This window comes from Streptomyces mobaraensis, from assembly GCF_020099395.1.
Taxonomy (GTDB): Bacteria; Actinomycetota; Actinomycetes; order Streptomycetales; family Streptomycetaceae; genus Streptomyces.
Genome location: NZ_CP083590.1, coordinates 2,093,749 through 2,120,336 on the forward strand (window position 1 = coordinate 2,093,749; position 26,588 = coordinate 2,120,336).

Consider the following 26,588-nt stretch of genomic DNA (forward strand, 5'->3'; position numbering starts at 1 on the left):
AGACGACGAGGTCGGGCACCCCGCGACGGCGGGGACAACGGCAACATGACGCCAAAGCCCGGAGACCTCACTGGACGACCCCCACAACGGCGGGGACGAGCGAAGGGCCCGCGGCAGCAATGCCACAGGCCCTTCCAGCGTACCTGGTGCTCGTCAGCCCGCCCCGACAAAGGCGACGAGCAGCAACCACACCACCGGCGCCGTCGGCAGCAGCGAATCCAGCCGGTCCATGATCCCGCCATGCCCCGGCAGCAGCCGGCCCATGTCCTTGATGCCCAGGTCCCGCTTGATCATCGACTCGCCGAGGTCGCCCAGGGTCGCGCTCACCGCGACGGCCAGGCCGAGCAGCAGGCCCTGCCACCACACCCCGTCGTCGATCAGGAAGCGCATGCACAGCGCGCCCGCCGCCATGGCGAACAGCACCGCGCCGATCAGACCCTCGCGGGTCTTGCCGGGGCTGATGCGCGGCGCCAGCTTGCGCTTGCCGAAGCGCCAGCCCACCGCGTAGGCGCCGGTGTCGCTGACCACCGTGAGGATCAGGAAGGTCAGCACCCGCCAGGCACCGTCGTCGGCGGCGAGCATCAGGGCCACGAAGGTGGCCAGGAACGGCACGTAGAACGCGGCGAAGATGCCCGCCGTGACGTCCTTGAGGTAGTCGTCCGGCGGCTCGGTCATCCGCCATACCAGCACGGCGAGCGCGGTGAGGGCCATGGCCACCCACGCGCCCTCGGCGCCGTCGACGTACCCGGCGACGATCATCGCGGCCCCGCCGATGGCGAGCGGCACCAGGGGCGCCTTGATGCCCTTGCGCTCCGCGAGCCGGGAGGTGAGCTCCCACAGCCCGACCACCACGGCGATCACGATCACGCCGAGGAAGACGGGCTTGTAGACGAAGAGCGAGGCGACGATGACCGCGCCGAGCCCCAGGCCCACCCCTATCGCGGCCCGCAGATCGCGGCCCGCGCTCTTCTTCCCCGCCTTGGGCGCCTGGGGGGCGGGTTCGTGCGGCCGGATGTCGGGCTCCCCTCGGTCACGGTCGTCGCGATGGTCACGGTCGCCGTGTTCGTCACGGAACAGGGGGCCACCGAGGTGAGCGGCCCCCTGGTCACGGTCCTCCTGGTCTCCGCCTGCGTCGGGCACGATCGGCATGGGCCGAGTCTGCGCCGCCACGGCCGCTTCGCGCACTGGACCCGCCGGGAACGGGGTGTGCCGGTCGGCGGATCCCCACTGCCCGGCGCGCGACGGGGTTCCCCAGGATGCGTCGTTCATCAGACCTCGAGCAGCTCGGATTCCTTGTGCTTGAGCAGCTCGTCCACCTGCGCCACGTACTTCGCGGTGGTGTCGTCGAGCTCCTTCTCGGCGCGGCGCACGTCGTCCTCGCCGGTCTCCTTGTCCTTGACCAGCTTGTCGAGCTGGTCCTTGGCCTTGCGGCGGATGGAGCGGATCGAGACCTTGGCGTCCTCGCCCTTGCCCTTGGCGACCTTGATGAACTCCCGGCGGCGCTCCTCGGTGAGCTCGGGGAAGTTCACTCGGATGATGTTGCCGTCGTTGCTGGGGTTGACGCCCAGGTCGGAGTCGCGGATGGCCTGCTCGATGTTGCGCAGCGCGCTCTTGTCGAACGGGGTCACCACGGCCATGCGCGGCTCGGGGACCGAGAACGACGCCAGCTGGTTGATGGGCGTCAGCGCACCGTAGTAGTCCGCCACGATCTTGTTGAACATCGCCGGGTGCGCACGCCCGGTGCGGATCGCCGCGAAGTCCTCCTTGGCGACCACAACGGCCTTCTCCATCTTCTCCTCGGCTTCGAGGAGGATCTCTTCGATCACCACTTGCTCCTGGTGTTATCAGTAAGCAGAGCCTCGCCCCTGCGCGCGTCTTCTCCTGCACGGTGTCCGACCGGCAGGCGGTTGTCCATCCCCGGGCCGTGGTCTTCCCACGGCACCGGGTTGCCGTCCGCCGGTGCCCGGGGGCGCGGCGGACGGCCGTACGGGCGTCTCAGTCCCGCGTGCCCTGGTCGCTCACGAGCGTGCCGATCTTCTCACCCTTGACGGCGCGGGCGATGTTGCCCTCGGCGAGCAGCTCGAACACCAGGATCGGCAGCTTGTTGTCCATGCACAGGCTGATGGCGGTGGCGTCGGCGACCTTGAGGCCGCGCGCCAGCACCTCGCCGTACTCCAGGGCGTCGAACTTCACCGCGGCGGGGTTCTTCTTCGGGTCCGAGTCGTAGATCCCGTCGACGCCGTTCTTGCCCATGAGGATCGCCTCGGCGTGGATCTCCAGGGCGCGCTGGGCGGCGGTGGTGTCGGTGGAGAAGTAGGGCATGCCCATGCCGGCGCCGAAGATCACGACGCGGCCCTTCTCCAGGTGGCGCACGGCGCGCAGCGGGATGAACGGCTCGGCGACCTGGCCCATGGTGATGCCGGTCTGGACCCGGGTCTCCACGCCTTCCTTCACCAGGAAGTCCTGGAGGGCGAGGCTGTTCATCACCGTGCCGAGCATGCCCATGTAGTCGGAGCGCGCCCGGTCCATGCCGCGCTGCTGGAGCTCGGCGCCGCGGAAGAAGTTGCCGCCGCCGATGACGACGGCGATCTCGTAACCCTCGCGGACCACGGCCGCGATCTCCCGGGCGATGGCGTGCACGATATCGGGGTCGACACCGAGCCCTCCGCCGCCGGCGAAGGCCTCGCCGGACAGTTTCAGCAGGAACCGGCGGGGTTTCCCGTGGTCGTCGCTCTTGCCGTCGGCGGCCCTGTGGGCGTCCGCACCCTGATTCATTGGAGTTCTCCTCGTGCACATACGAAGAAGGCCATTGCCGGTGGGTCCTTTCGGTTCCCTGTGCGGCAATGGCCTCCTCGTCACATCAGCGGCCGGCCGGTGACCGGTCGGCTGCGTACGACCCTAGCGGGTCGCGGGTCAATCGCTGCCCTGCCGGGGCTCAGGCGCCGACGCGGATGCGGGCGAAGCGCTTCAGCGTGACGCCGGCCTCGTCCAGGATCTTCTGGACGGTCTTCTTGTTGTCCTTGGCGAAGGGCTGGTCCAGCAGGACCTGCTCCTTGAAGAAGCCGGTGACGCGACCCTCGACGATCTTCGGGAGGGCGGCCTCGGGCTTGCCCTCCTCGCGCGCGGTGGCCTCGGCGACGCGGCGCTCGTTCTCCACGACGTCGGCCGGGATGGCGTCACGGGAGAGGAACTTCGGCGCGAACGCGGCGATGTGCTGCGCGACGTCCTTCGCGACCTCGGCGTTCTCCTTGTCCAGCTCGACCAGGACGCCGACCTGCGGGGGCAGGTCCGCGGCGGTGCGGTGCATGTACGCGGAGACGTAGCCGTCGGCGAAGGCGGCGAAGCGGTCCACGACGATCTTCTCGCCGAGAGTGGCGTTGGCCTCGTCGATGAACGCCTGGACGGTCTTGCCGGCCTCGATCTCGGAGGCGAGCAGGGCCTCAAGGTCGGCGGGGGCGGTTTTGGCGACGTGGGCGGCGAGCGCGTCGGCCACGGTGATGAACTTCTCGCCCTTGGCGACGAAGTCGGTCTCGCACTTCAGCTCGACGATGACACCGGAGGTGTTGTCGTCGGCGATGGAGGAGACGACGGCGCCGTTCTCGGTGGTGCGGGACTCGCGCTTGGCGACGCCCTTGAGGCCCTTGACGCGGACGATCTCGATGGCCTTCTCGAGGTTGCCCTCGGCCTCGTCGAGCGCCTTCTTGCAGTCCATCATGCCGGCGCCGGTCTTCTCACGGAGAGCCTTGACGTCAGCGGCGGTGAAGTTCGCCATCGTTGAAATCCTTCTTGTGCACTGTGCCCCGCCGTGCCGCTCGGCACCCGGCGGGGCAGGTCCGTCTTGAGGTCACCACGACGGCCGGCCCCCGTCCACCGGACGGAATCCGGCCGTGGATCCACCAGGGACGGCGGGGTCACGCTGTACGTGGCCCCCGCCGTCCGGTACGGCAGGGTCAGGCCTGCTCGGCGTCCGCGGCCGGCTTCTCGGCCTCGGCGGCGGGAGCCTCGGCGGCGGGAGCCTCGGCGGCGGCGGCCGGGGCCTCCTCGGCAGCCTTCTTGGCGTCCCCGCCCTCGAGCAGGTCGCGCTCCCACTCGGCCAGCGGCTCGCCGGCCTTCTCGCCCGGCTTCTGGTCGCCGGTCGCGGCACCGGAACGGGCGATGAGGCCCTCGGCGACGGCGTCGGCGATCACGCGGGTGAGCAGGGTGACGGAGCGGATCGCGTCGTCGTTGCCCGGGATCTTGTAGTCGACCTCGTCGGGGTCGCAGTTGGTGTCGAGGATGGCGACGACCGGGATGCGGAGCTTGCGCGCCTCACCGACGGCGATGTGCTCCTTCTTGGTGTCCACGATCCAGACGGCGCTGGGCACCTTCTGCATCTCGCGGATACCGCCGAGGGTCTTCTCCAGCTTGGCCTTCTCGCGGGAGAGGACCAGGAGCTCCTTCTTGGTGAGGCCGGAGGCGGCCACATCCTCGAAGTCGATGAGCTCGAGCTCCTTCAGGCGCTGCAGGCGCTTGTAGACGGTCGAGAAGTTGGTGAGCATGCCGCCCAGCCAGCGCTGGTTGACGTAGGGCATGCCGACGCGGGTCGCCTGCTCGGCGATCGCCTCCTGGGCCTGCTTCTTCGTACCGACGAACATGATGGAGCCGCCGTGCGCGACGGTCTCCTTGACGAACTCGTAGGCGCGGTCGATGTACGACAGCGACTGGAGCAGGTCGATGATGTAGATGCCGTTGCGCTCCGTGAAGATGAAACGCTTCATCTTCGGGTTCCAACGACGGGTCTGGTGACCGAAGTGGACGCCGCTCTCCAGCAGCTCCCGCATCGTGACGACGGCCATGGCCGCGCTCCTTGTGATACTCGGTTTCCACGGCGGCCGGGCGGCCGCCGCTCCTGACGTCCCGGAGCGTCCGCCGTGCGCCGCTCCCCACTGGGGAGCCGTTCACGGACCGAGGGACGCGTCCACCGCGCTGCCCGGGAAGGGTCTGACGCGACGGTGGCGGGGCGTGCGAAGTCGACCCGGTGACCCGGATCGCCAAGAGAAGTGTACGGGACCGGGGAAGGGGCGGGTGACGGCGTTGTCCACAACCGGCGAGTAGTCCACAGATCCGGCTCAAGATCCCCCGGATTCCCGGGCTTCCACCACGGTGGGCGCATGTCTGCGCAAAGGATCTCGCACGCTTTTCTGACGGCGGTACTGGCCGTGATCTTGCTCGTCGGCGCGCTTCCGGCGGCGGCCGGCGGGCCGGTCCGACCGTCTCCCGCCGCACCGCCCGCCGCACCGCCCGGCGACGCAGCCCGTGCCTGGCCGGTGGGCACCCGTCCGGCCATCCCGCGCGGCTGGGAGCCGCCGGCCGTCCGCTGGGCCCGGGGCCACCGCGGGGTCGACCTGGCCGCCGCCCCCGGCGATCCGGTCCGGGCCGCCGCCGGCGGCGTCGTCTCCTTCGCGGGGACGGTCGCGGGGCGGGGGGTGGTGAGCGTGGAGCTGACGGGGACGGGTGATCCTCCGCTGCGGACGACGTACGAGCCTGTGCGGGCCGGTGTCCGCCGGGGGGACCGGGTGGCGGCGGGGGATGTGCTGGGTGCGCTGGGCCCCGGGCCGTGGCACTGCGCCGGCGGCTGCTTGCACTGGGGACTGCTGCGGGGGCGGGAGTATCTGGATCCGTTGGGGTTGCTGCCGGGGTGGATGCTGCGGCGGGGGCCGTCGCGGTTGCTGCCCCTGTCCCTCCCTCAGAGGGGGCACCCCCATTCGCCGTTTCTTCCAGGGCTGTGCCCCCGGACCCCCGAAACCGCGCTGCGCGCGGTTGTCCTCAAACGCCGGACGGGCTGAGTTCCAGCCCGTCCGGCGTTTGAGGACGAGCGGCGAAGCCGCGAAAAGGGGGGCTGGGGCGTAGCCCCAGGAAACGGTGAATGGGGGTGCCCCCTCTGGGGGAGGGATAGGGGCACCCCACCGGGGCGTCAGCCCCGGACACCCCGCAGGGCCATCCCGACCGCCACGTCCGCGACTCGCCCCGGCTCGTCGACCCCAAGCTCGATCCGCCGGACGGCCGAGTCCACGACCCCCTGCAACATCATCGCGACGAGCCGCGGCTCCTCATGCCCCAGAGCCACCAGCGCCTCGCCCACCATCGAGATCAACCCGCCATGCGCAGCCCGGATCTTCTCCCGGGCGGCGGCGTCCAGCTCCCCCGCGGAGATCGCGACGACGGCACGATGCCGCCGGTCCCCGACCAGCGCCAGCTGCCGCCGCACATACGCCTCGATCTTCGCCTCCGGCGTATCCGCTTCCGCCATGGCGGACTCGACCTCGGCCGCCCAGACGGGGAAGTCGACGGCGCACAGCTCCTCGACGACGGCCGCCCGGGAGCGGAAGTACTCGTAGACGGAGGACCGGGCGAGTCCGGTGCGCTCGGCGAGGGCGGGGAAGGTCAGCGCTTCCGTACCGCCCTCGGACAACAGGGAGCGGGCGGCGTCCAGCAGGGCGTCGCGCTGCATCGTCCGGTGCTCGGCCACTGAGGCCGCTCGAATCCTGGGCACGGTTCCACTTTACGGACCTGGGAGGAAAGAGACGAGGTCGGAGCGGCGACTCGACGCCGGGACCGGCCCGGCCCCGGCCGCCCCCGGCCCGTCCCTCAGCGGCCCACGTCCGCGAGCTTGGCCCGCAGCTGGAGCACCGACTTGGTGTGGATCTGACTGACCCGGCTCTCGGTGACACCGAGCACCTGGCCGATCTCGGCGAGGGTGAGCCCCTCGTAGTAGTAGAGGGTGACCACCGTCTTCTCCCGTTCCGGGAGGGTGTTGACGGCCCGGGCGAGCAGCCGGCGGAGTTCGTGGTCCTCGGCGACCTCGACGGGGTCGTCGGCCGCCGTGTCCTCCAGGGTGTCCATCAGGCTGAGCCGGTCGCCGCCCTCGCCCCCGACGTGCAGCAGCTCCTCCAGGGCGACGACGTTCGCCAGGGACAACTGGCTGAAGACGGTGTGCAGTTCCTCGAGGGGGATGCCCATTTCGGCGGCCACCTCCGCCTCGGAGGGCGTCCGGTGGAGGGTGGCCTCCAGAGTGGCGTAGGCACGCTCCACGGCCCGTGCCTTCTGCCGGACGGACCGGGGGATCCAGTCCAGCGCCCGCAGTTCGTCGATCATCGCGCCCCGGATGCGGGTGATCGCGTAGGTCTCGAACTTGATGGAGCGGGCGGGGTCGAACTTCTCGATCGCGTCGATCAGTCCGAAGATCCCGGACGAGACGAAGTCCGCCTGCTCCACATTGGACGGCAGCCCGACGCTGACCCGTCCCGCCACGTACTTCACCAGCGGTGAGTAGTGGAGGATCAGCTGCTCCCGCAGCCTTTCGTCACCCGACGCCTTGTACGAGCGCCACAGCTCGTCGAGGGTCGAGGGTGCGGGCGGGCGGGCGGCGCCGCGCGCCGCGGGCGGCGCCGCCGCGCGGTCCGATCCGGAGGGTTGCTGGGGCATTCGTCGTCTTGAGCCGTTCTGCTGTGACGTGGATCAGGTGCGACAGGATCCATCCGCATGGCCGGAATCCCGTGAGCGTAGCGTGACCGGCGCGCTGCGGGGAGCGACCGTGTCCCGCGGGCCCGTTCGGCGGTCCGCACGGCCACCGGCCGAGAGCACAGCCACCGGCCGTGCTCTCGGCCGACGGCCGTGCCCCGGGACCGTGCGGGGCCCGGCGGAGGCGCGGCCCGGCGCCGCCGGGGTCACCGCGGTCTTGGCGGTCATGTCCTTAACCCTTTCACCCGATCGCCCCAGGTCAAGAACCGCCTCGCCGCATGGAGGGGCGCCGTCCGAGGGGCTTGGAGGGGACGGATGTTGACGCCCGCGCGACCGGGCGCCAGTGGTCGCCCCGGCGTGCGACGAAGCCCAGGCCGTGCAGTTCGTAGAGCCTGCCGAGCGTGGTGTCCCTGCTCAGCCCGGCGTTGAGGGCGATCCGGGCGGTGTCGCCGCCGGAGCCGGGGACGGCTTCCAGGACGGCCGCCGTCTGAGGGGCGAGCAGGTCCCGGGGGACGGCGGGCCCCCGGCGTTCGGGCGCCAGCTCCCCTATGGCGCCCACCAGTTCGGCGACCTCGTCCGCGTCGGTCACCAGTGTGGCGCCCTCGCGCAGCAGTTCGTGCACGCCGGCCGAGAGGCCGGAGGTGACCGGGCCCGGGATGCCCATCGTGTGCCGGCCCAACGCCCGCGCGCGCCGCGCCGTGACGAGCGAACCGCTGCGGTACTCCGCCTCCACGACGACCGTGCCCCGGGTGAGGGCGGCGATGACCCGGTTCCGCAGGACGAACCGGCCGCGGGTGGGATGACCGCCCGGCGGCAGTTCGGCGAGGACGAGGCCCTGTTCCGCTATCCGGCCGAGCAGTTGGGCGTGGCCGCGCGGGTAGGGCACATCCACTCCGCAGGCCAGGACGGCCGCGGTCGCCCCGCCGGCGGCGAGCGCCCCGCGGTGGGCCGCGCCGTCGACCCCGTACGCGGCGCCGGAGACGACCACCCAGCCGCGCTCGGCGAGCCCGGCACCGAGGACGGCGGCCATGTGCGAGCCGTAGTCGCTGCACGCCCGGGCGCCCACCACGGCCACGGAACGCAGCGCCCACAGCCGGAGGTCGGCGGGCCCCCGCACCCAGAGGCCGAGCGGCCGGGCGTCCCCGAGGTCGTCGAGCTGGGTCGGCCACTCGGGCTCGCCGGGACAGACGAACCGCCCGCCGAGCCGGGCCACGGCGGCGAGGTCGCCCGCCGGGTCGAGCGCGGCGGCCCGGGCCCGGCACCCGGCCAGCCGCTCGCTCCTGGCCCCCTTGGGCGGCGGCCCGTCCCCGAGGAGTCCGCGCACGAGGGCGGGGGCGCCCCACTCCCGCAGCCAGCGGCCCACGACCTCGTCCCCGGGCTCGGTGAGCCGCGTCAACGCGACCCGGGCCAGCCGCTCCTCGTCGCCCACGGCCCCGCGGCCGGCAACGGCCCCGGCAGCGGCACCGGCGTCCGTACCGTTGGCGGTGGCCGTCCGTGCGCCCGCCTGTCCACCGGCCGCCACCCCGGCGGTCAAGCCGACTTCACCGGCTTCGGCACCGTCCCGCACCCCCGTCACAGCAGCCCCCCGGCCTCGGCCCCGGCCCCGGCCGCCACAGCACCCCGCCGGACGCCGGTGCGCAGTTCGAGCGCCTGGCGGACGTCGTCCGCCGACGGCCGGGCGTGGCCCGCGAGGTCCGCGACGGTCCAGGCGACCCTGAGCACCCGGTCCAGCCCGCGCGCGGTGAGCAGGCCGCGTTCCATGTCCCGTTCGGCGTCCCGCAGGGCTTCCGGCTCGACGAGCCAGCGGGTGCGCAGTTCGTGCCCCGGGACCTCGCTGTTGGTGCGCCAGGGCGTGCCCGCGTACCGCGCGGCGGCCCGTTCGCGGGCGGCCCGCACCCGGGCGCCGACCGTCGCGGAGCTCTCGGCGCCCGGGCCGAGCCCCACCAGCTCCGCGCGGGCCACCGGTTCGACGGTCACCCGGAGGTCGACCCGGTCGAGCAACGGCCCGGAGAGGCGGGCCAGATAGCGCCGTACGGTCCTGGGCGCGCAGTCGCAGCCGTCCCCGCCGAGCCCGTGCCGACCGCACGGGCAGGGGTTGGCGGCCAGAGCCAGCAGGAACCGGGCCGGGAGCCGCATCACCCCGCCCGAGCGGGCCACCACCACATGCCCGGACTCCAGCGGCTGCCGCAGGGCGTCCAGGACACGAGGGGAGCATTCGGGCGCCTCGTCCAGGAACAAGATCCCATGGTGAGCCAGCGACACCGCGCCCGGCCGGGGCATCCCCGAACCCCCGCCGACCAACGAGGCCATCGAGGCCGAGTGGTGCGGTGCGCAGTAGGGCGGCCGGTCGATCAGCGGCTGCCCGGCCGGGAGCGTGCCCGCCACCGAGTGGACCGCCGTGACCTCCAGCGACTCCTCCGGGGTGAGCGGCGGCAGCAGGCCGGGCAGCCGCTCGGCGAGCATGGTCTTGCCCGCGCCCGGCGGACCCAGCAGGAACAGGTGGTGCCGCCCGGCGGCGGACACCTCCAGCGCCCGGCGCGCCCGCCGCTGGCCCGCGACCTCGGCGAGGTCGGGCGTATGCCCGTCGTGCCCGTGGGAAGCCACGCCCATGCCCTGGCCCGCGCCGGGCACCGCCAGCCCGGCGAGCAACGGGTCGGGGCGGCCGTCCCGTTCGGGGTCCGCCTCCTCGGGCACGGGCTCGTCGGTGAGGACGGCCACCAGCTGGCGCAGGCTGCGTACCCCGAGCACCGCGACGCCGGGCACCAGCGCCGCCTCGGCGGCGGTGCGCTCGGGGACGACGACCTGCCGGTACCCGGCGTCCGCCGCCGCGAGCACGGCCGGCAGGACGCCCCGCACCGGGCGGACCCGGCCGTCGAGGCCCAGTTCCCCGATCATCACCAGGTCGGCGATCCGCCGCGGGTCGATGCGCTCGGCGGCGCCCAGCACCGCACAGGCGACGGCCAGGTCGAAGCCGCTGCCGCCCTTCGGAACGGACGCGGGGCTCAGCCCCACCGTCAGCTTCCGCTGCGGCCACTCGCCGCCCGAATTGGAGATGGCGGCGCGGACCCGATCCCGGCTCTCGGAGAGGCTCTTGTCGGGCAGCCCGACGAGGGTGAAGGCGGCGACGCCCGGTTCGAGGTCGGCCTGGACCTCGACGACCACCCCTTCCACCCCGACCAGGGCGACCGAGCACGTACGGGCGAAGCCCATCACGCCACCCCCCTGACGTGCTGCACCTCGGGAGCGCCCCGCTCCGGGAGCACCACGCCGACCAGGTCGATGCGCACCCCACCCGGGGGCGGGCCGCCGTACCGCTCCAGCCAGCGCCCCGCGAGCCGGCGCAGCCGCTCGGCCTTGACGGCCGTGAGGGCCGCCATCGGGTGCTGGTAGGCACCCGCCCTGCGGGTCTTCACCTCGCACACGACCAGCGCGTCCCGGTCGTGCGCCACCACGTCGATCTCGCCCTCGCGGCAGCGCCAGTTGCGGGCCAGCACCGTCATCCCGGCCTCCGTCAGCCGGCGTACCGCCAGGTCCTCCCCGTAGCGCCCCAGCGCCCGTCGCGCGTCCATCCGCACCACCTCCCGGGACCGACGGTGCGGCCTCCGGGCGGAAGTGGGGGATCTTGGTCGAATCCTGTGGACAACCCGCCGGTTGTGGAGAACTCAGCCACTCGGAAGGTCGAGATCGCTCTTGTTGAGCTCCTCGATGTTGACGTCCTTGAACGTCAGGACCCGCACCTGTTTGACGAAGCGGGCGGGCCGGTACATGTCCCAGACCCACGCGTCCGCCATCGAGACCTCGAAGAAGACCTCGCCCTGGACGGAGTGGACCTGCATCTCGTAGTCGTTGGTCAGGTAGAAGCGCCGCTCGGTCTCGATCACGTATTTGAACAGACCGACGACGTCGCGGTACTCCCGGTAGAGCTTCAGCTCCATCTCGGTCTCGTACTTCTCGAGGTCCTCGGCGCTCATGGCATGTTCCCCTTCAGCCGTGCGTCCCCCCATTGTGCGTCAGGCGCGTTCCGTCTCCAGGCGCACCGGCACCTGCGGGGGACCGTCTCGGAGCAGCGTGCTCAGCAGCTCGGCGAGCCTGGTCGGATACACCGTCTCATGGGTGGCGAGGAGTTCACCGCAGGTCCACCAGCGGAGTCCGGTCACACTGCGGCGTTCCAGCTCCGTCCCGCCGCCGGTCCAGGAGCCCATCTGCCGGGTACGGGCCAGGTAGTAGCGCTCCTCCTGGTCCCACCGGCGGCCGTCGAAGGGGAACGAGCAGGTGCGCCGCCACAGCGGCGGGCCGAGCTCGATCTCCGTGATCCCGGTCTCCTCGGCGAGCTCGCGGCGGGCCGCCGCCTCCCAGTCCTCGTCACCCTCCAGTCCGCCGCCCGGGGTGAACCACCAGGTCCGCCCGGGGTCGGCGGGTTCGAAGCCGTGCAGCAGCAGGATCCGGTCCCGGGCGTCGAGCAGGACGACGCGGGCCGCCCGCCGCCGGGCTTCCCCGGTCCGTGCCGCGTCAGCCATGGGGCGCCACCGCCTTCCCTGTCCCGCCGGAGGACCCGCCCGAAGTCCCGCCGGAAGCGCCGCCGGAAGACCCGCCCGAAGCCGTCCGCCGCGTCAGCAGGCGGGCGAGCGGGCCGTACGCCGCACCTACCAGGATGAGCGCCGCGCCCACCACGACGGCGATGGCCAGCAGGCGCACGGGCCCGGGCCGCGACGTGCCGCCCGGCAGGGCGTCGAACGCGGCGGGGCGGGACAGCACGCCCAGGTCACCGGCCGGCCAGAGCACGGCGTCCACCCGCGCGCTCACCGCGTCGCGCGGGATCGCGCCCTGGTCCTTGCCCAGGTGGGAGCGGGAGTCGACGGAGTCGGCGCGGTGGTCGCCGAGCAGGAACAGCTCCCCCTTGGGTACGGTGGCCGAGAAACCGCCGGCGGCCGGGCCGAAAGCGCCGGAGGCCGGGCCGCCACCGTGCAGATACGGTTCTTCGACGGGGGTGCCGTTGATCGTCATCCGCCCCTGCCGGTCGCAGCAGGCGACGGTGTCACCGCCGACCCCCACCACGCGTTTGACCATGGCCATGTCGCCCCACACCTTGTCGTGGAAGACGACGACATCGCCGCGCCGGACGTCGTCCCCGTCGATCCGCTGGGCGAGGACGCGCGCGCCGCGGGCGATGGTCGGCGCCATGGAGTCGGTGGGGACGGTGTACGGCTTGTAGACGAGGGCCGCCCACGCGAAGCCGCCGAGGAAGAGGACGGCGCCGAGGGCCACGGCGATCCCGGACACCAGCCTGCCGGCACGTCCCGGACCACCGCGTTCCGCTCCGCCCATCGCGTCCCCCACCCGTAGAAGATCCGCTCCCCGCGCCGGGGCATGAAATCGCACCCTACCCGCGGTACGGGAGCGGCGTCAGCCCTCCCGTACCGCGGGCCGGAGAGGACGGACGGGCTGCCGGCATGCGGGCGGCCCGACGGCTTGAACACACCGTCAACCCGGAGGCCGCAACACGCCGTCAGCCCCGGAGACCGGAACACGCGAACACCCGCCAGTCCCGGGACCGGAACGCGCCGTCAGTCGCGCACTACGGCGGCGCGGGAGGCGAGCAGCCGGCGGCGGCGCCACAGCACCAGCGGGACGGCCCCCGCGAGGCCCAGCGCCGGGGGCGCCGCGGCGGCGGCCGCGCCCAGACCGGGCTGGTCGAAGGTGTCGGGGACGGGCAGCGTCGCCCAGCGGTTCAGCGGCCAGGCGACGACGATCGCGCGGCCGACGACGTCGTCCACCGGCACGAAGCCACCGTCCTCGTCCTGGTGCCAGCGCGAGTCCATCGAGTTCTGCCGGTGGTCGCCCATCACCCACAGCTTGCCCTTGGGCACCGTGACCGGCCCGAAGGGCTTGTCGCTGCACGGGGTGTCCCCGGGGAAGATGTACGGCTCGTCGAGCGCCTTGCCGTTGACGACGACGGGGTTGTTGCCGCCCTTGCACTCGACCTTGTCGCCGCCGACCGCGATGACCCGCTTGATCAGGTCCTTCTCCCCGGCGGACGGCATGAGTCCGACGAAGCTGAGGACCTTCTGCACCCCGTTGCCCACCGGCCCGGACTGCTCGCCCGGGGTGTCCCTCAACCAGCTGCCCGGGTCGTGGAAGACGACCACCTCGCCGCGCTCGGGCTCGGCGCCGAACCAGGGGGTGAGCTTGTCGACCAGCACCCGGTCGCCGCGCTGGAGGGTGTCCTGCATCGACTCGGACGGGATCGAGAACGCCTGCACCAGGAACGTCTTGATGAAGAGCGCGAGGATCAGCGCGACGCCGATCAGGATCGGCAGTTCCTTCCAAAAGGACCGCTGCTTCCCGGCCTTTCCGGCTTTACCGGGCTTACCAGGCTTACCGGGCTCGCCGTCCTTCCCCAGCGACACCGGCTCCCCGGGCCCCCGGCCGTCCGGCAGGTCACCGCCCACCGGCCCGTCCGGAACCCGGCCGGGATCCTCCGGTGGCGGCGGCCCGCCCGGGCCCCCGTGGGGCCCTTGGGGCGAAGGGGGCGAAGGGGGCGAGGCAGGCGAGGGGGGAACACGTTCCCCCGCGGCCGGCTCCCCGGCACCGTCCGGGCGCTTCTCGGGCTCTCCATGGCCGGACCGGGCGCCGACCGCCACATCCCCCACATCCACTCCTCACTCCGCGCTGTCGCCTGTCGCCATCCGCCGCAGGCCCGCCACTCCCTTAACGAGCGGGAGTTCCACAGGGGTCGGGGTCCGGATCATCCCGTTCACCCCGCCCGTCCCGGAACGTCCTCACCCTCCGGACCGGACCCGACGGAGCCGAGGAGACGGTGGCCGCCTCCGTCACCCCGACAGCCGGCGCCAGTGCCCCGGCGGCCAGGCGATCACCATGGCACGGCCGATGACCAGGTCTTCCGGGACGGTACCGTGCCCGGTCTCGGCGAGGTGGAACCGTGAATCGGCCGAGTCGGAGCGGTGGTCCCCCAGCACGAACAGCCGCCCGCGCGGCACCCGTACGTCGAACGGAAGCTCGGACGGCGGGTTTCCGGGGTGCACATACGGCTCGCGGACCGGCGAACCATTGACCATGATTTTGCCGCTCGCGTCACAGCACTTGACCCTGTCCCCGCCGACCGCGACCACCCGTTTGATCAGATCCTGTTCCCCCGCCGACGGCAGCAGCCCGACGAACGACAGCACCCGCCGCCCGGCCCGGATCCCGGCCGACCCCTCCTCGGGCTCCCCCGCCTCCCCCAGCCAGTCCCCCGGGTCCTTGAACACCACCACGTCGCCCCGGCCGGGCCGGTCGCCGAACCAGGGCGTCAGCTTGTCCACCAGCACCCGGTCGCCGATCCGGATCGTCTGCTCCATGGAGCCGGAGGGGATCACAAACGCCTGTACCAGGAACGTCTTCAGCACCAGAGCGATCAGCAGGGCCACCGACAGCAGGACGGGCACCTCGGTGACCAGGGACCTCCGCCGGTTCCGCCGCACCCGCCGCGCCGCCAGACGCCGCGCCGCCCGCCCCACCGGCGCGGCATCCGCCGGCCGGGGCCCGTACCGCGCGCCCGCCCGCCCGTACCGTACGCGGGGACGCCCGCACCGCACCCGAGGACGTCCGTACCGTCCGCGGGGACGCCCGTACCGCGTGCCCGCCCCCGAACCCCGCCACCACCGGGGCCCGCCCCTACGGTGCCCCACGCGCACCCCCGCCCTGGCCGCGCGGCTCCGGTACGCCGTCGAAGGCGTCCGGCCGGTCCAGCGCGGTCCAGCGGCCGAGCGGCCAGCCGATCCACTCCGCCCGGCCGATCACCCGGTCCACCGGGACCATGCCGCCGCCCGGCTCCCCCAGGTGGTCGCGCGAGTCCCGGGACGCGCTGCGGTGATCACCCAGGACGAACAGCCGCCCCTCCGGCACCTCCACCCGGAAGGGCACCCGCGAGGCCGTGTCGCCCGGGAAGAGGTAGTTCTCGGTGATCACACGGCCGTTGACGGACAGCCGACCCCGGTGGTCGCAGACCACCCGGTCCCCGCCGATCCCCACGACCCGCTTCACGTAGTCCGTCGGCGCCGGCTGCATCAGGCCGACGGAGGAGGCGACCTTGCGCACTGCCTTCGTCACCGCGTTCTCGGCCGGCTCCTCCTGGACGAACGACCCCAGGCCGTCGAAAACGATCACGTCCCCGCGCCGCGGCTCGTCGCCGAAGCGGTAGGCCAGCTTGTTGACCAGCACCCGGTCGCCGGGCCGCAGGGTGTTCTCCATCGACGCCGACGGGATCACGAACGGCTGCACCACATACGCGCTGACCAGCATCACGGAGGCCAGGCAGCAGACCAGCAGCACCCCCGCCCGGCGCAGCGGCCCGCCGCCGGTCACCCACCGCCACACCCGCCGGAGCAGCCCGGCGAGCGTCGAACGGCCCGGTATACGCGAAGAGCGCGACCGCTGCTCCTCGCCCCCTTCGGGGTGGGGAGAGCGGTCGCGCTCCGAAAGCTGTGCGTCGGTGTCCATCGGTCCGAGAGCCTATCCGGCCGGACCCGGACGCCGGGCGGAAGCTCAGTTGTCGCGCTTCTCCTTGATCTTCGCGGCCTTGCCGCGGAGCTCACGGAGGTAGTACAGCTTGGCGCGACGGACGTCACCGCGGGTCACGAGCTCGATCTTCTCGAAGATCGGGCTGTGGACCGGGAAGGTGCGCTCGACGCCGACCGAGAAGGAGACCTTGCGGACGGTGAAGGTCTCGCTGATGCCCGCGCCCTGGCGGCGGATGACGACACCCTTGAACTGCTGGATGCGGGAGCGGTTGCCCTCGATGACGCGGACGTGGACGTTCACGGTGTCACCGGGACGGAAGGCCGGGACGTCGGTGCGCAGCGACGCGGCGTTGACGTTGTCGAGCAGGGAGGACATGAGTCGTCTCTTCCTCGCCGATGCCACAGGTCATCGGCGGAATTTGTGCGGAAAGTAGGAGTGCCGTACTGCCCCCGGCGAACGTCGTTCCCCCTGTGGCAGGGGCGCGCGCCGGACGCAAGGCAACGGCTTATTCTTCCACGTCGGGGGCCACTCGCCCAAATCGGCCATCGGGGCCCGGGGCCCAGCCGAGGATGGAGAGCATCTCGCGGTCCTTCTTGTCGAAGGACGCGGGGTCGGCGCGCTCGATGAGGTCCGGCCGGTTGACGTCGGTGCGGCGGAACGCCTCGTCGCGGCGCCAGCGGGCGATCTTCCCGTGGTGGCCGCTGAGCAGCACGTCGGGGATGCCCCGGCCGCGCCACTCCGGCGGCTTGGTGTAGACCGGGCCCTCCAGCAGGTCGGCCATGGCGCCGGGGGCGAAGGAGTCGTCGCGGTGCGACTCGGCGTTGCCGAGGACGCCGGGCAGCAGCCGGGCGATGGCCTCGACCATGACGAGCACCGGGGCCTCGCCGCCGGCCAGCACGTAGTCGCCGATCGAGACCTCGCGGACGTCGAACCGCTCGCCGTACTCCTCGATCACCCGGCGGTCGATGCCCTCGTAGCGGGCGGGGGTGAAGACCAGCCAGGGCTTGGCCGACAGCTCGACGGCCAGTTCCTGGGTGAAGGGCCGGCCGCTGGGCGTGGGGACGACGATCGTCGGCGCCTCGTCACCGGAGCCGGAGTCGGAGCCGGAGCCCGGGCCCGAGCCGATGACGGAGTCCAGCGCCTCACCCCACGGCTCGGGCTTCATCACCATGCCGGGGCCGCCGCCGTACGGGGTGTCGTCGACGGTGTTGTGCTTGTCGTGCGTCCATTCCCGCAGGTCGTGGATGCGGACGTCGAGCTGCCCACGGGCGCGGGCCTTGCCGACGAGCGAGACGTTCAGCGGTTCGAGGTACTCGGGGAAGATCGTGACGACGTCCAGGCGCATCAGCGGTCACCCTCGTCGCTGCTCTTGTCACCGGACTCACCGGACTCACCGGACTCTTCGCCGGACTCGTCCCGGCTGCCGGCGATCACGGCCCGCTCCGCGTCGAGCAGCCCGGGCGGCGGATCGACGACGGCGCGCTGCGCCTCCAGGTCGATCTCGGTGACGATCTCCTCGACGAAGGGGATCATCACCTCGCTCCCGTCGGGGCGTTCGACGATGAAGAGGTCCTGCGACGGCAGGTGGGCGATCTCGGTGATCCGGCCGACCTCGGTGCCGTCGACGGTGACGACGTCCAGGTCCACCAGCTGGTGGTCGTAGAACTCGTCGGGGTCCTCGGGAGTCTCGTCCGGGTCGACGTCGGCGATCAGGAGGGTGTTGCGGAGCGCCTCGGCGGCCGTCCGGTCGGGGACGCCGGCGAACCGCAGCAGCAGCCGGCCGCTGTGCACCCGGCCGCTCTCGACGGTGAGCGGTCCCACGCCGGCGGGGTCGGTGACCAGTACGGCGCCCGGGCCGAGCCTGAGTTCGGGCTCGTCCGTCCGCACCTCGACGGTGACCTCACCCTTGATGCCATGGGCGCGGCCGATCCTGCCCACTACGAGCTGCACGATTCCGTTCCTTCTCCACGATCCTGGGGCGCCCCGAAACGCCCCTCCCACACGGCAACGGGCCGGGAAGGGGATCCCTTCCCGGCCCGTGCCGATGCCTGCCGCCCGTTCAGCGAACCTGGTCCACGTCGACGAGGTCGACGCGGATGCCCCGGCCGCCAATGGCGCCCACGACGGTCCGCAGCGCTCGGGCGGTACGGCCGTTGCGGCCGATCACCTTGCCGAGGTCGTCCGGGTGGACCCGGACTTCCAGCACGCGCCCGCGGCGCAGGGTGCGTGACGCCACCTGCACCTCGTCGGGGTTGTCGACGATGCCCTTGACCAGATGCTCAAGGGCCTCCTCCAGCATGCTCAGGCCTCGGTCGACTCGGCGGACTCGGCGGCGTTGGCAGCCTCGTCCTTCTTCTCCGACTTCTTGGCCTTCGGGGTGATGGCCTCACCCTTCGCCTCGTTGGCCTCGAAGGCCTTGGTGAACTCGTCGAACGCGGCGCGCTTGTCCTTGGGCTCGGCCACGAGCATCGGAGCCGGGGCCGGGAGGCCCTTGAACTTCTGCCAGTCGCCGGTGACCTTGAGGATGGCCATGACGGGCTCGGTCGGCTGCGCGCCGACACCCAGCCAGTACTGGACGCGCTCGGAGTTCACCTCGATGCGCGAGGGGTTCTGCACCGGGTGGTACAGGCCGATCTCCTCGATGGCCCGGCCGTCACGGCGGGTACGGGAGTCGGCGACGACGATGCGGTAGTGAGGCGAACGGATCTTGCCCAGACGCTTCAGCTTGATCTTGACTGCCACTGGAGTGGTGTCTCCTGGTCTTGACGTGGTGGGCACAACAAGATGCCACGTGGGGTTGCGGTACTCGGAGTGCCCGATGGACGCGTCAGCCGGAGGAGAGAGGGGTCCTGTACGACTGTCGAGTACAGCCCCCCATTGTGCCATACGCGCCCGGGCGCACGAACATCACCCGATCCCGGCCGACCGCCGCCGGCCGGGACCTCGCGTCACCCCACGGACATCGCCTCGGGGATGCGGAACGGCTGGCCACAGCCCCCGCACATGATCGGCGCCTGGGCGAGCACGGACGGCACCACACGGACGTTCCGCCCGCAGTCGCACACGGCCTTGACCCGCACGCCGCCGCCCGACGAACCGTGCCGGGCGGCGGGTCCGCGGAAGGTGCGCGAGGTGTCGGCCGCGGTGGCCATCGTGTGCGCCTTGAGGGCGCGCTGCAGTCTGTCGATGGTGGCGCGGTAGCGGCGGCGCGCCTCCGGGTTGAGCACGACCAGGGAGAAGCCGCTGCTGGGATGCGGCTCGTCACTGTGGTCGAGGCCCAGCTCCTCGGCGATCGCCAGGAACCGGCGGTTGTGGTAGCGGCCGGCGCGTGAGGTGTCCCGGACACCGCGGGCGGCCGCGATGCCGTGCACTGCCTCGTGCAGCAGCCTTTCGAAGGAGAGCTCGGCGCCGCACGCGGACGACGACTCCCCGATCAAGGATTCGGGCGCGGCGAGATCCGGCAGCTCGGGGTGGAACCGCTGAATGTCGGCCCACGCCTGCGCCAGTTCTGCGGCGAGAACAGGTGGTGTCGTGCTCACGTCGTGACAACGAGTCGGGACCGCCCGGTGTTCCGATACCGGGCCATCCCAAATAATTTGCACGTACCAGTCAGTATCCCTGCGATACCGGGGCACCCGCCGCGACGAGGGCGGGTGCCCCGATCTGCACAGAAGTACGGAGAAGCAGCAGAAGTACGCGCACCTGTTCGCAAGCCGGGGCGAAACTGACGCACGAGTCAGTTCCGCCCCGGCCGGGGTTCACACAGCGCCCGCGCCTCAGTAGGCCCGCGCGACGATCGCCAGCGCGCCCGGGGCGTCGTCCGTCTCCGGCACCCCGCCGTCCTCGGTCACCAGGCAGCGCACGGTCACCGCCTGCTCGGCCAGCTTGGCCTCGCCCTCGGCGCCCAGCACCGACCACGGGATCCGCGCCCAGCCGCCGGCGACGGCGGCCTCGGCCGCCTCCTCGATGGTGGACACGTCCGACGTCCGCTCCTCGCGGCGCTCACGGGACTGGCTCAGCAGCAGCGCCTGGTCCTCCTCCAGGACCTTGGGCAGCAGCGCGGTCAGCTCGTCGATCCGCACCGGCTCCTTGCCACCCGGGATGCGGCGGGCCAGCATCGCGGTGCCGTTCTCCAGGTCGCGCGGGCCGATCTCGATCCGGACCGGAACGCCCTTGAGCTCCCAGTCCACGGCGCGGCGGCCGAACGGGGTATCCGTGCGGTCGTCGACCTGGACGCGGACGCCCGCGGCCTTCAGCTGGTCGCCGATCTCGCGGACCTTGGCGATGACGGCGTCGTCGCCCTTGATCGCGAGGACCACGGCCTGCACCGGCGCCAGGCGCGGCGGGACGCGCAGGCCGCTGTCGTCGCCGTGCGACATGATCAGGCCGCCGACCATGCGGGTCGAGACGCCCCACGAGGTCTGCCAGACCAGCTCCTGCTGCCCGTCCTTGGACAGGTACGAGGTGTTGAACGCCTTGGCGAAGTTCTGGCCGAGCTCGTGGCTGGTGCCCATCTGGAGGGCCTTGCCGTCGCGCATCATGCCTTCGAGCGTGAGGGTGTTGATCGCGCCCGCGAAGCGCTCCTTGGGCGTCTTGCGGCCGAGGACCACGTCGATGCCCAGGACGTTGACCATGAAGTCGTAGTACACGTCCCGGTGGATGCGCGCCGCGTAGTCGCGCGCGTCCTCGTACGTCGCGTGCGCCGTGTGGCCCTCCTGCCAGAGGAACTCGCTGGTGCGCAGGAAGACGCGGGGGCGCATCTCCCAACGGACCACGTTGGCCCACTGGTTGATCAGCAGGGGCAGGTCGCGGTAGCTCTGCACCCACTTGGAGAAGTACTCGTTGATGATCGTCTCGGAGGTCGGCCGGACGACGATCGGCTCCTCCAGCTCCTTGCCGCCGCCGTGCGTGACGACCGCCAGCTCGGGGGCGAAGCCCTCCACGTGCTCGGCCTCGCGCGTGAGGTACGACTGCGGGATGAACAGCGGGAAGTACGCGTTGGAGGCGCCCGCGTCCTTGATCCGGGCGTCCATCTCCTGCTGCATGCGCTCCCACAGCCCGTAGCCGTACGGGCGGATGACCATGGTGCCGCGCACCGGGCCGTTGTCGGCCAGTTCGGCCTTGTTGATCAGGTCCTGGTACCAGCGCGGGAAGTCTTCCGCCTGCGGAGTGAGAATGGGAGCCTTTGCCATGGTGCGAATGGTACGGGCCCGGTCGGGCCGAGTGTGAATCCGTCCGCCCGCAACCCCGCGTTGTCGGCCCGTTCAGGGTTTGCGGCTGGGTATTCATCTCATGCGGTCCGGCGCGGCACATGCCATCTTGGGCGGTGGGGGAACTTCTCGCCGTACCCCCTGGACTCCCGGGCGGAAGCGGGGTTCCCTGGCTTGGGGGGCGGTTCGGGGAACCGCGTGCACGACAGCACATGGGGGGCGGCACTTCGGTCAGGAAACCGAATTCGGCGGATTGGGGCGCATGCGATGACACCAACGCTCGTGCGACGGCACCGGCCGTCCCCGTCGCCGCCCCGGTCGCGGGTCCGCGACTGGGCGGAAATCCAGGAACGCATGCTCGTGCCGCTGTACGAAGCGGTCTACGAGCGGCTGGAAGTCGATGACGGGACCCGGTTGCTGAGCCTGGGCTGCGGATCGGGACTGGCCTTGCTGATGGCGGCCTCCCGCGGAGCCACCGTCAGCGGCATCGACACGGACGAACGCCGGCTCGACCTCGCCCGGGAGCGGCTGGCGGCCCACCCGTCCGGCGGGCCGGTCCGGCTGGGACACGGCGACGTGGACGGCGTCGCGGATCCCGCGGACCCCCCGTTCACCCTCGTCACCGCCTTCGACCCGCTCTACTGCGCGGGCGGCGGCGCCCGGGAGATGGCGGAGGCACTGCGGCAGGCCGCCGCGCGGTCCCGGCGCGGCGCGCCGGTCGTGCTGGCCGGCTGGGGCCCGCCGGAGCGCTGCGCGGCCTCCGGCGCGCTGCGGGTCGCGGCCCGGCTGGCCGACCCGATGGCCACCGCGGCGCACTGGCGGCCGAGCGGCCGGGACGACCTGGAGGACCTGGCCCGGATGGCCGGGCTGCGGCCGGACGGCTCGGGGCGCGTCTCCTGCCCGTACGGCTACGCGGATCTGGCGAGCGCGGTCCGCGGGCTGCTCTCGACGGGCGCCTTCGACGCGGCCACCCGGACCACCGACCAGGAGCAGGTGTCGAAGGAACTCACCGAGGCCGTCCACCCGTATCTGCGCGGGGACGGCACGGTGTGGATGCCGAATGTGTTCCGCTATCTCATCGCACGCGTGTAGCGACGGCGGGGTGGCCGAGGGCAGAGGAAAGCCCCCGGCCGCCGGCCGGGGGCTGGTTCGGACTCAGGCGGCGCGCCTCAGCCCATGAACTTCCTCAGCCCATGAACTTCTTGAATTCGTCGGGGAGTTCGAAGTTCTTGGCGTCCTGGCCGGCGGGCAGGCCCAGCGGGTTGGCCGCGGCCTGTTCCCGGCGCGCGGCGGCGGCCTGCTCCTCCGCCTTGCGCTTCATCGGGTTGCCGCTCTGCCGCTTGCCCTTGCCCTGCTTCTGCTGCTTCTTCTTCTTGCCGGCGCCGCCGCCCATCCCGGGGATCCCCGGCATGCCCGGCATACCGCCGCCCTGCGCCATGCGCGACATCATCTTGCGGGCTTCGAAGAAGCGCTCGACCAGGTTCTTGACCGCGCTGACGTCCACGCCCGAACCCTTGGCGATCCGCGCCCGGCGCGAACCGTTGATGATCGTCGGGTCCTGGCGCTCGGCCGGCGTCATCGACTTGATGATCGCGGCGGTGCGGTCGACGTCACGCTCGTCGAGGTTGTTGATCTGGTCCTTGATCTGCCCCATGCCGGGCAGCATCCCGAGCAGCTTGGAGATGGAGCCCATCTTCCGGACCTGCTCCATCTGGGCCAGGAAGTCGTCGAGCGTGAACTCCTTGGGGCCCTTCGCCAGCTTGGCCGCCATCTTCTCGGCCTCGGCCTGGCTGAAGGTCTGCTCGGCCTTCTCGATCAGGGTGAGCATGTCGCCCATGTCGAGGATGCGGGACGCCATGCGGTCCGGGTGGAAGGCGTCGAAGTCGTCCAGCTTCTCGCCGTTGGAGGCGAACATGATCTGCTTGCCGGTGACGTGCGCGATGGAGAGCGCGGCACCACCGCGGGCGTCGCCGTCCAGCTTGGACAGCACGACGCCGTCGAAGCCGACGCCGTCCCGGAACGCCTCCGCCGTGTTGACGGCGTCCTGGCCGATCATCGCGTCGACGACGAACAGCGTCTCGTCCGGGTTCACCGCGTCGCGGATGTCCGCGGCCTGCTGCATCATCTCGGCGTCGATGCCGAGGCGGCCGGCGGTGTCCACGATGACGATGTCGTGGACCTTGGACTTCGCGTACTCGATCGAGTCCTTGGCCACCTGCACCGGGTCGCCCACACCGTTGCCCGGCTGCGGCGCGTAGACGGCCACCCCGGCGCGCTCGGCGACGACGCTGAGCTGGTTGACGGCGTTGGGGCGCTGGAGGTCACACGCGACCAGCAGCGGGCTGTGGCCCTGGCCCTTCAGCCAGAGGCCGAGCTTGCCGGCGAGGGTCGTCTTACCGGCACCCTGGAGACCCGCGAGCATGATCACGGTCGGGGCGGTCTTGGCGAAGCGGAGGCGGCGGGTCTCGCCGCCGAGGATCCCGACCAGCTCGTCGTTGACGATCTTGACGACCTGCTGGGCCGGGTTGAGGGCCTTGGAGACCTCTTCGCCGGTGGCGCGCTCCTTGACCTGCTTGATGAAGGCCCGGACGACCGGGAGGGCGACGTCCGCTTCCAGCAGGGCGATGCGGATCTCGCGAGCGGTGGCGTCGATGTCCGCCTCGGAGAGCCGACCCTTGCCGCGCAGGGATTTGAACGTCGCTGAGAGGCGATCGGAGAGGGTATCGAACACGGCGCTCGTCGGTCCTCGGGGTCGGGGGCGGTGGAATCGCCCTCCAGGGTATCCGCACCTTCGGTGGGGGTGGCCCCGGTCCCGCCCTTTCACCGTTTCTGCGGGGCGGCCCCCGCACCCCCGGACGGGCTGGATTCAGCCCGTCCGGCGTTTGAGGACGAGCGGCGAAGCCGCGACAAGCGGGGTCTGGGGCGCAGCCCCAGGAAACGGCGAAGGGGCGGGTCTGGGGCACAGCCCGCCGCAGGCGCTACCGCAACGCCCGCTCCACCGCCTCAGCCACAACCCCCGCCCCCCGCAGCGGAACCCCATCCACCCCCGTCACATAAAACGCATCCACCACACTCGCCCCCAACGTCGACACATGCGCACTCCGCACCCACACCCCCGCCCCCTCCAACGCCCGCCCGATCCGGTACAGCAGCCCGGGAGCGTCCTCGGCCCGCACCTCCAGGACGGTCGCGTCATGGGAGCCGCCGTCGCAGACGGAGACCGAAGGCGCGGCCGGCGGCAGCCCACGCCGACGCCCCGCGTAAGCCGCCTCGCGCTCGGCCAGCCGCCCCACGACGTCCAGCGACCCGTCCAACGCCCGCACAAGATCGTCCCGCAACCGCGCCCCCGACGGCGGATCGCCGTACTCCGCCGCCACCCGCCACCGAAGCAGCAGGACGCCGGCGACCGACCGCAGGTCCGCGGCCCGCACGGTGAGCCGCCGCAGCGCGAGCACGCCCGCGGCGGCGGCCAGCACGCCGGGCTGGTCGGGGACGGCCATCAGCAGCTCCACCCCGTCGTCCCCGGCGGACAGCTCCACCGCCGGTGAGCCGGAACTCCGCGCCTGCGTCACGAGGCGTTCCTCGTCGGCGGAGGGCGGCGAAGGCTCCGCGCGCCCCACGGCCCACTCCCCCGCCAGCACCGCCGCCGCCCGCCGCACCAGGCCGGAAACCAGCGACGCCCGCCAGGAGTTCCACGCCGCCGGCCCGGTCGCGAGCGCGTCCGCCTCCGTCAGGGCGTGCAGCAGATCCAGCGTCGGAGCGTCCGGAACCGCCTCCGTCACCACCCGCACCGTCGCCGGATCGTCGAGGTCCCGCCGGGTCGCGGTCTCGACGAGCAGCAGGTGGTGCCGGACGAGGACGGCGAGGGTGGCCGCGTCCTCGGGGCCGAACCCCAGCCGGGGCGCGACCTCGCGGGCGACGGCCTCACCCGTCACGGAGTGATCACCGGGCAGCCCCTTCCCCAGGTCGTGCAGGAGTGCCGCGACGAGAAGCAGATCCGGGCGGTCGACCCGCCGGGTGAGGGCGGCGGCCCGGACGCACGTCTCGATCAGGTGCCGGTCGACGGTCCACCGGTGGACGGGGTTGCGCTGCGGCCGGCAGCGGACGCGTTCCCACTCCGGCAGCAGCCGGGACATGACGCCCTCCGCCTCCAGCGCCTCCCACACGGCGACGGTGTGCGGGCCGGCCCCGAGGAGCGTGACGAAGTGCTCGCGCGCCTCGGCGGGCCAGGGTTCGGGCAGCGGTCCGGCGGCGGCCAGCCGGCGGACGGTGTGCGCGGCGAGCGGCAGTCCGGCGCGGGCGGCCGCGGCGGCGGCCCGCAGCGGCAGGACGGGGTCGTGCTCGGGCCGGGCCGTCCGGGCGAGGACCGCCTCGCCGTCCTGTTCGACGACGCCCTCCGCGAGCGGGAGCCGTTCCGGTTCGGTGAAGCCGCCGCGCCCGCCCCGGCCCCCGAGCACCCGCCGCACCCGGGGCCGTCCGGAGCGCGCCCGCAGGACCCGGCCGGCCTCGCGCCAGACGACGTCGGCCGCGTACGCGACGGTGCCCGCCGCCTCGTAGACGCGGCGCAGCAGGGCGTCGGCGTCCGGGTGTCCGAGGGCGGCCGCGACCTGGTCCTGTTCCTGGAGCGTGAGGCGGTCGGTGGCGCGGCCGGTGGTGAGGTGGAGGGCGTCGCGGGTGTCGAGGAGCAGTGCGCGGGCGGGCTCCAGGCCCGCGCGGGGGGCGTCGGCGAGCCAGGAGGCGGCGACGGCGCGCAGCGCGGTGGCGTCGCGGAGGCCGCCGCGGGCCTCCTTGAGGTCGGGTTCGAGGAGGAAGCGCAGGTCGCCGTGGTGGCGGGCGCGTTCCTCGCCGAGTTCGCGGAGTTCGGGCAGCCGGGCGGGGGCGCGGTCGCGCCAGTCGGCGTAGGCGGTGGCGCGGACGGCGGCGGTGAGCTCGGGATCGCCGGCGAGGTGGCGGGCGTCGAGCAGGCCGAGGTGGACCTTGAGGTCGTCGGCGGCGGTCCGGCGGGCGCCGGCGGGGGTGCGGACGGCGTGGTCGAGGGCGAGGCCGAGGTCCCAGACCGGGTACCAGAGGCGGTCGGCGACGGCGGCGACGTGCGCCGGGTCGGCGCCGGGCGCGTGCAGCAGGAGGAGGTCGAGGTCGCTGCGGGGCGAGAGTTCGCCGCGGCCGTAGCCGCCGACGGCGGCGAGGGCGACGCCGTGGGCGCGGCCGAGGAGGCCGGCGAGCCAGCCGTCGGTGAGCCGGGCGAGCTCGGCCCGCAGGGCCGGCCCGCTGCGGCCGCGGTCGTGCAGCAGGCGCAGCCGGGCCGCCGCGTAGCAGTCGGTGCCCGAGTCGGCGGATCGCAGGTGGGTTTCGGTCAAC

The 26,588-nt window shown here is 72.6% G+C and carries 26 protein-coding genes and 1 pseudogene; 2 read left to right on the top strand and 25 right to left on the bottom strand.

The features are described from left to right. Positions 1-153: 153 nt before the first annotated feature. The 5 genes from K7I03_RS08645 to rpsB form a co-directional block, all read right to left on the bottom strand. A complete protein-coding gene (locus tag K7I03_RS08645; RefSeq protein ID WP_185941316.1) occupies positions 154-1,269 on the bottom strand; it encodes a phosphatidate cytidylyltransferase in 1,116 nt (371 codons plus the stop codon). Then, entirely contained in the window at positions 1,269-1,826 is a 558-nt protein-coding gene (gene frr, locus K7I03_RS08650) for a ribosome recycling factor (protein ID WP_185941315.1), read from the bottom strand. The genes K7I03_RS08645 and frr overlap by 1 nt, the downstream gene beginning before the upstream one ends. Before the next feature lie 169 nt (positions 1,827-1,995). Then, positions 1,996-2,775 carry a UMP kinase gene (gene pyrH / locus K7I03_RS08655; protein ID WP_004944811.1) on the bottom strand — a complete coding sequence of 260 codons (780 nt, stop codon included), beginning with the start codon at positions 2,773-2,775 and terminating at the stop codon, positions 1,996-1,998. A 160-nt stretch (positions 2,776-2,935) separates the two neighbouring features. Further along, complete coding sequence (tsf, locus tag K7I03_RS08660; RefSeq protein ID WP_185941314.1) at positions 2,936-3,772, bottom strand: translation elongation factor Ts; 837 nt, start codon at positions 3,770-3,772, stop codon at positions 2,936-2,938. Positions 3,773-3,950: 178 nt separating this feature from the next. Further along, positions 3,951-4,835 (bottom strand): 30S ribosomal protein S2, encoded by an 885-nt coding sequence (gene rpsB / locus K7I03_RS08665; RefSeq protein WP_185941313.1) that lies wholly within the window; start codon positions 4,833-4,835, stop codon positions 3,951-3,953. 315 nt (positions 4,836-5,150) lie between these two features. Between rpsB and K7I03_RS08670 the strand changes: the two genes are divergently transcribed. Next, positions 5,151-5,825, top strand: a complete 675-nt coding sequence (locus K7I03_RS08670; RefSeq protein WP_185941312.1) for a M23 family metallopeptidase — start codon at positions 5,151-5,153, stop codon at positions 5,823-5,825. A 128-nt stretch (positions 5,826-5,953) separates the two neighbouring features. Here K7I03_RS08670 and K7I03_RS08675 read toward each other — a convergent pair whose 3' ends face one another. The 18 genes and pseudogenes from K7I03_RS08675 to proS all read right to left on the bottom strand — a co-directional run bounded on the left by K7I03_RS08675 (position 5,954) and on the right by proS (position 21,212). Continuing rightward, complete coding sequence (locus K7I03_RS08675; protein WP_185941350.1) at positions 5,954-6,508, bottom strand: TetR/AcrR family transcriptional regulator; 555 nt, start codon at positions 6,506-6,508, stop codon at positions 5,954-5,956. A 119-nt stretch (positions 6,509-6,627) separates the two neighbouring features. Further along, positions 6,628-7,464: an RNA polymerase sigma factor WhiG gene (gene whiG, locus K7I03_RS08680; protein ID WP_185941311.1), complete on the bottom strand. Its 837-nt coding sequence runs from the start codon at positions 7,462-7,464 to the stop codon at positions 6,628-6,630. A gap of 295 nt (positions 7,465-7,759) precedes the next feature. Beyond that, a complete protein-coding gene (dprA, locus tag K7I03_RS08685; RefSeq protein WP_221902599.1) occupies positions 7,760-9,034 on the bottom strand; it encodes a DNA-processing protein DprA in 1,275 nt (424 codons plus the stop codon). Between the two features lie 38 nt (positions 9,035-9,072). After that, positions 9,073-10,710, bottom strand: coding sequence for a YifB family Mg chelatase-like AAA ATPase (locus K7I03_RS08690; protein WP_185941310.1), 1,638 nt, complete (start codon positions 10,708-10,710; stop codon positions 9,073-9,075). Next, a complete protein-coding gene (locus K7I03_RS08695) occupies positions 10,710-11,069 on the bottom strand; it encodes a YraN family protein (RefSeq protein ID WP_185941309.1) in 360 nt (119 codons plus the stop codon). The genes K7I03_RS08690 and K7I03_RS08695 overlap by 1 nt, the downstream gene beginning before the upstream one ends. A gap of 93 nt (positions 11,070-11,162) precedes the next feature. Beyond that, entirely contained in the window at positions 11,163-11,471 is a 309-nt protein-coding gene (locus K7I03_RS08700) for a DUF2469 domain-containing protein (protein WP_004944840.1), read from the bottom strand. 39 nt (positions 11,472-11,510) lie between these two features. Further along, on the bottom strand, positions 11,511-12,017 hold the full coding sequence (locus tag K7I03_RS08705) for an NUDIX hydrolase (protein WP_185941308.1): 507 nt from the start codon (positions 12,015-12,017) through the stop codon (positions 11,511-11,513). Beyond that, on the bottom strand, positions 12,010-12,825 hold the full coding sequence (gene lepB / locus K7I03_RS08710; protein WP_185941348.1) for a signal peptidase I: 816 nt from the start codon (positions 12,823-12,825) through the stop codon (positions 12,010-12,012). The genes K7I03_RS08705 and lepB (K7I03_RS08710) overlap by 8 nt, the downstream gene beginning before the upstream one ends. Positions 12,826-13,064: 239 nt before the next feature. Continuing rightward, positions 13,065-14,141, bottom strand: a complete 1,077-nt coding sequence (lepB, locus tag K7I03_RS08715; RefSeq protein ID WP_185941347.1) for a signal peptidase I — start codon at positions 14,139-14,141, stop codon at positions 13,065-13,067. Continuing rightward, a pseudogene (gene lepB / locus K7I03_RS34280) lies at positions 14,065-15,017 on the bottom strand (signal peptidase I); the annotation flags it as partial. The pseudogene lepB (K7I03_RS34280) and the gene lepB (K7I03_RS08715), both read right to left, overlap by 77 nt. Positions 15,018-15,174: 157 nt before the next feature. Continuing rightward, a complete protein-coding gene (lepB, locus tag K7I03_RS08725; RefSeq protein ID WP_185941306.1) occupies positions 15,175-15,999 on the bottom strand; it encodes a signal peptidase I in 825 nt (274 codons plus the stop codon). A gap of 45 nt (positions 16,000-16,044) precedes the next feature. After that, entirely contained in the window at positions 16,045-16,395 is a 351-nt protein-coding gene (gene rplS / locus K7I03_RS08730) for a 50S ribosomal protein L19 (protein WP_004944863.1), read from the bottom strand. A gap of 130 nt (positions 16,396-16,525) precedes the next feature. Then, entirely contained in the window at positions 16,526-17,365 is an 840-nt protein-coding gene (trmD, locus tag K7I03_RS08735) for a tRNA (guanosine(37)-N1)-methyltransferase TrmD (RefSeq protein WP_185941305.1), read from the bottom strand. After that, positions 17,365-17,970, bottom strand: a complete 606-nt coding sequence (gene rimM, locus K7I03_RS08740; protein WP_185941304.1) for a ribosome maturation factor RimM — start codon at positions 17,968-17,970, stop codon at positions 17,365-17,367. Before rimM ends, trmD begins: the two co-directional genes overlap by 1 nt. 109 nt (positions 17,971-18,079) lie before the next feature. Beyond that, a complete protein-coding gene (locus tag K7I03_RS08745) occupies positions 18,080-18,319 on the bottom strand; it encodes an RNA-binding protein (protein ID WP_004944869.1) in 240 nt (79 codons plus the stop codon). Between the two features lie 2 nt (positions 18,320-18,321). Next, on the bottom strand, positions 18,322-18,762 hold the full coding sequence (rpsP, locus tag K7I03_RS08750; RefSeq protein WP_185941303.1) for a 30S ribosomal protein S16: 441 nt from the start codon (positions 18,760-18,762) through the stop codon (positions 18,322-18,324). 206 nt (positions 18,763-18,968) lie between these two features. Continuing rightward, entirely contained in the window at positions 18,969-19,559 is a 591-nt protein-coding gene (locus K7I03_RS08755) for a hypothetical protein (protein ID WP_004944874.1), read from the bottom strand. Between the two features lie 237 nt (positions 19,560-19,796). Further along, positions 19,797-21,212 (bottom strand): proline--tRNA ligase, encoded by a 1,416-nt coding sequence (proS, locus tag K7I03_RS08760; protein WP_185941302.1) that lies wholly within the window; start codon positions 21,210-21,212, stop codon positions 19,797-19,799. A 285-nt stretch (positions 21,213-21,497) separates the two neighbouring features. Here proS and K7I03_RS08765 point away from each other — a divergent pair, with 285 nt between their 5' ends. After that, a complete protein-coding gene (locus tag K7I03_RS08765; protein ID WP_185941301.1) occupies positions 21,498-22,322 on the top strand; it encodes a class I SAM-dependent methyltransferase in 825 nt (274 codons plus the stop codon). A 94-nt stretch (positions 22,323-22,416) separates the two neighbouring features. Here K7I03_RS08765 and ffh read toward each other — a convergent pair whose 3' ends face one another. Continuing rightward, on the bottom strand, positions 22,417-23,961 hold the full coding sequence (ffh, locus tag K7I03_RS08770) for a signal recognition particle protein (RefSeq protein ID WP_185941300.1): 1,545 nt from the start codon (positions 23,959-23,961) through the stop codon (positions 22,417-22,419). 247 nt (positions 23,962-24,208) lie between these two features. Further along, the gene (locus K7I03_RS08775; protein ID WP_185941299.1) at positions 24,209-26,587 is read right to left on the bottom strand and encodes a [protein-PII] uridylyltransferase; all 2,379 of its coding nucleotides are present in this window, start codon (positions 26,585-26,587) and stop codon (positions 24,209-24,211) included. Between the last annotated feature and the right edge of the window lies 1 nt (position 26,588).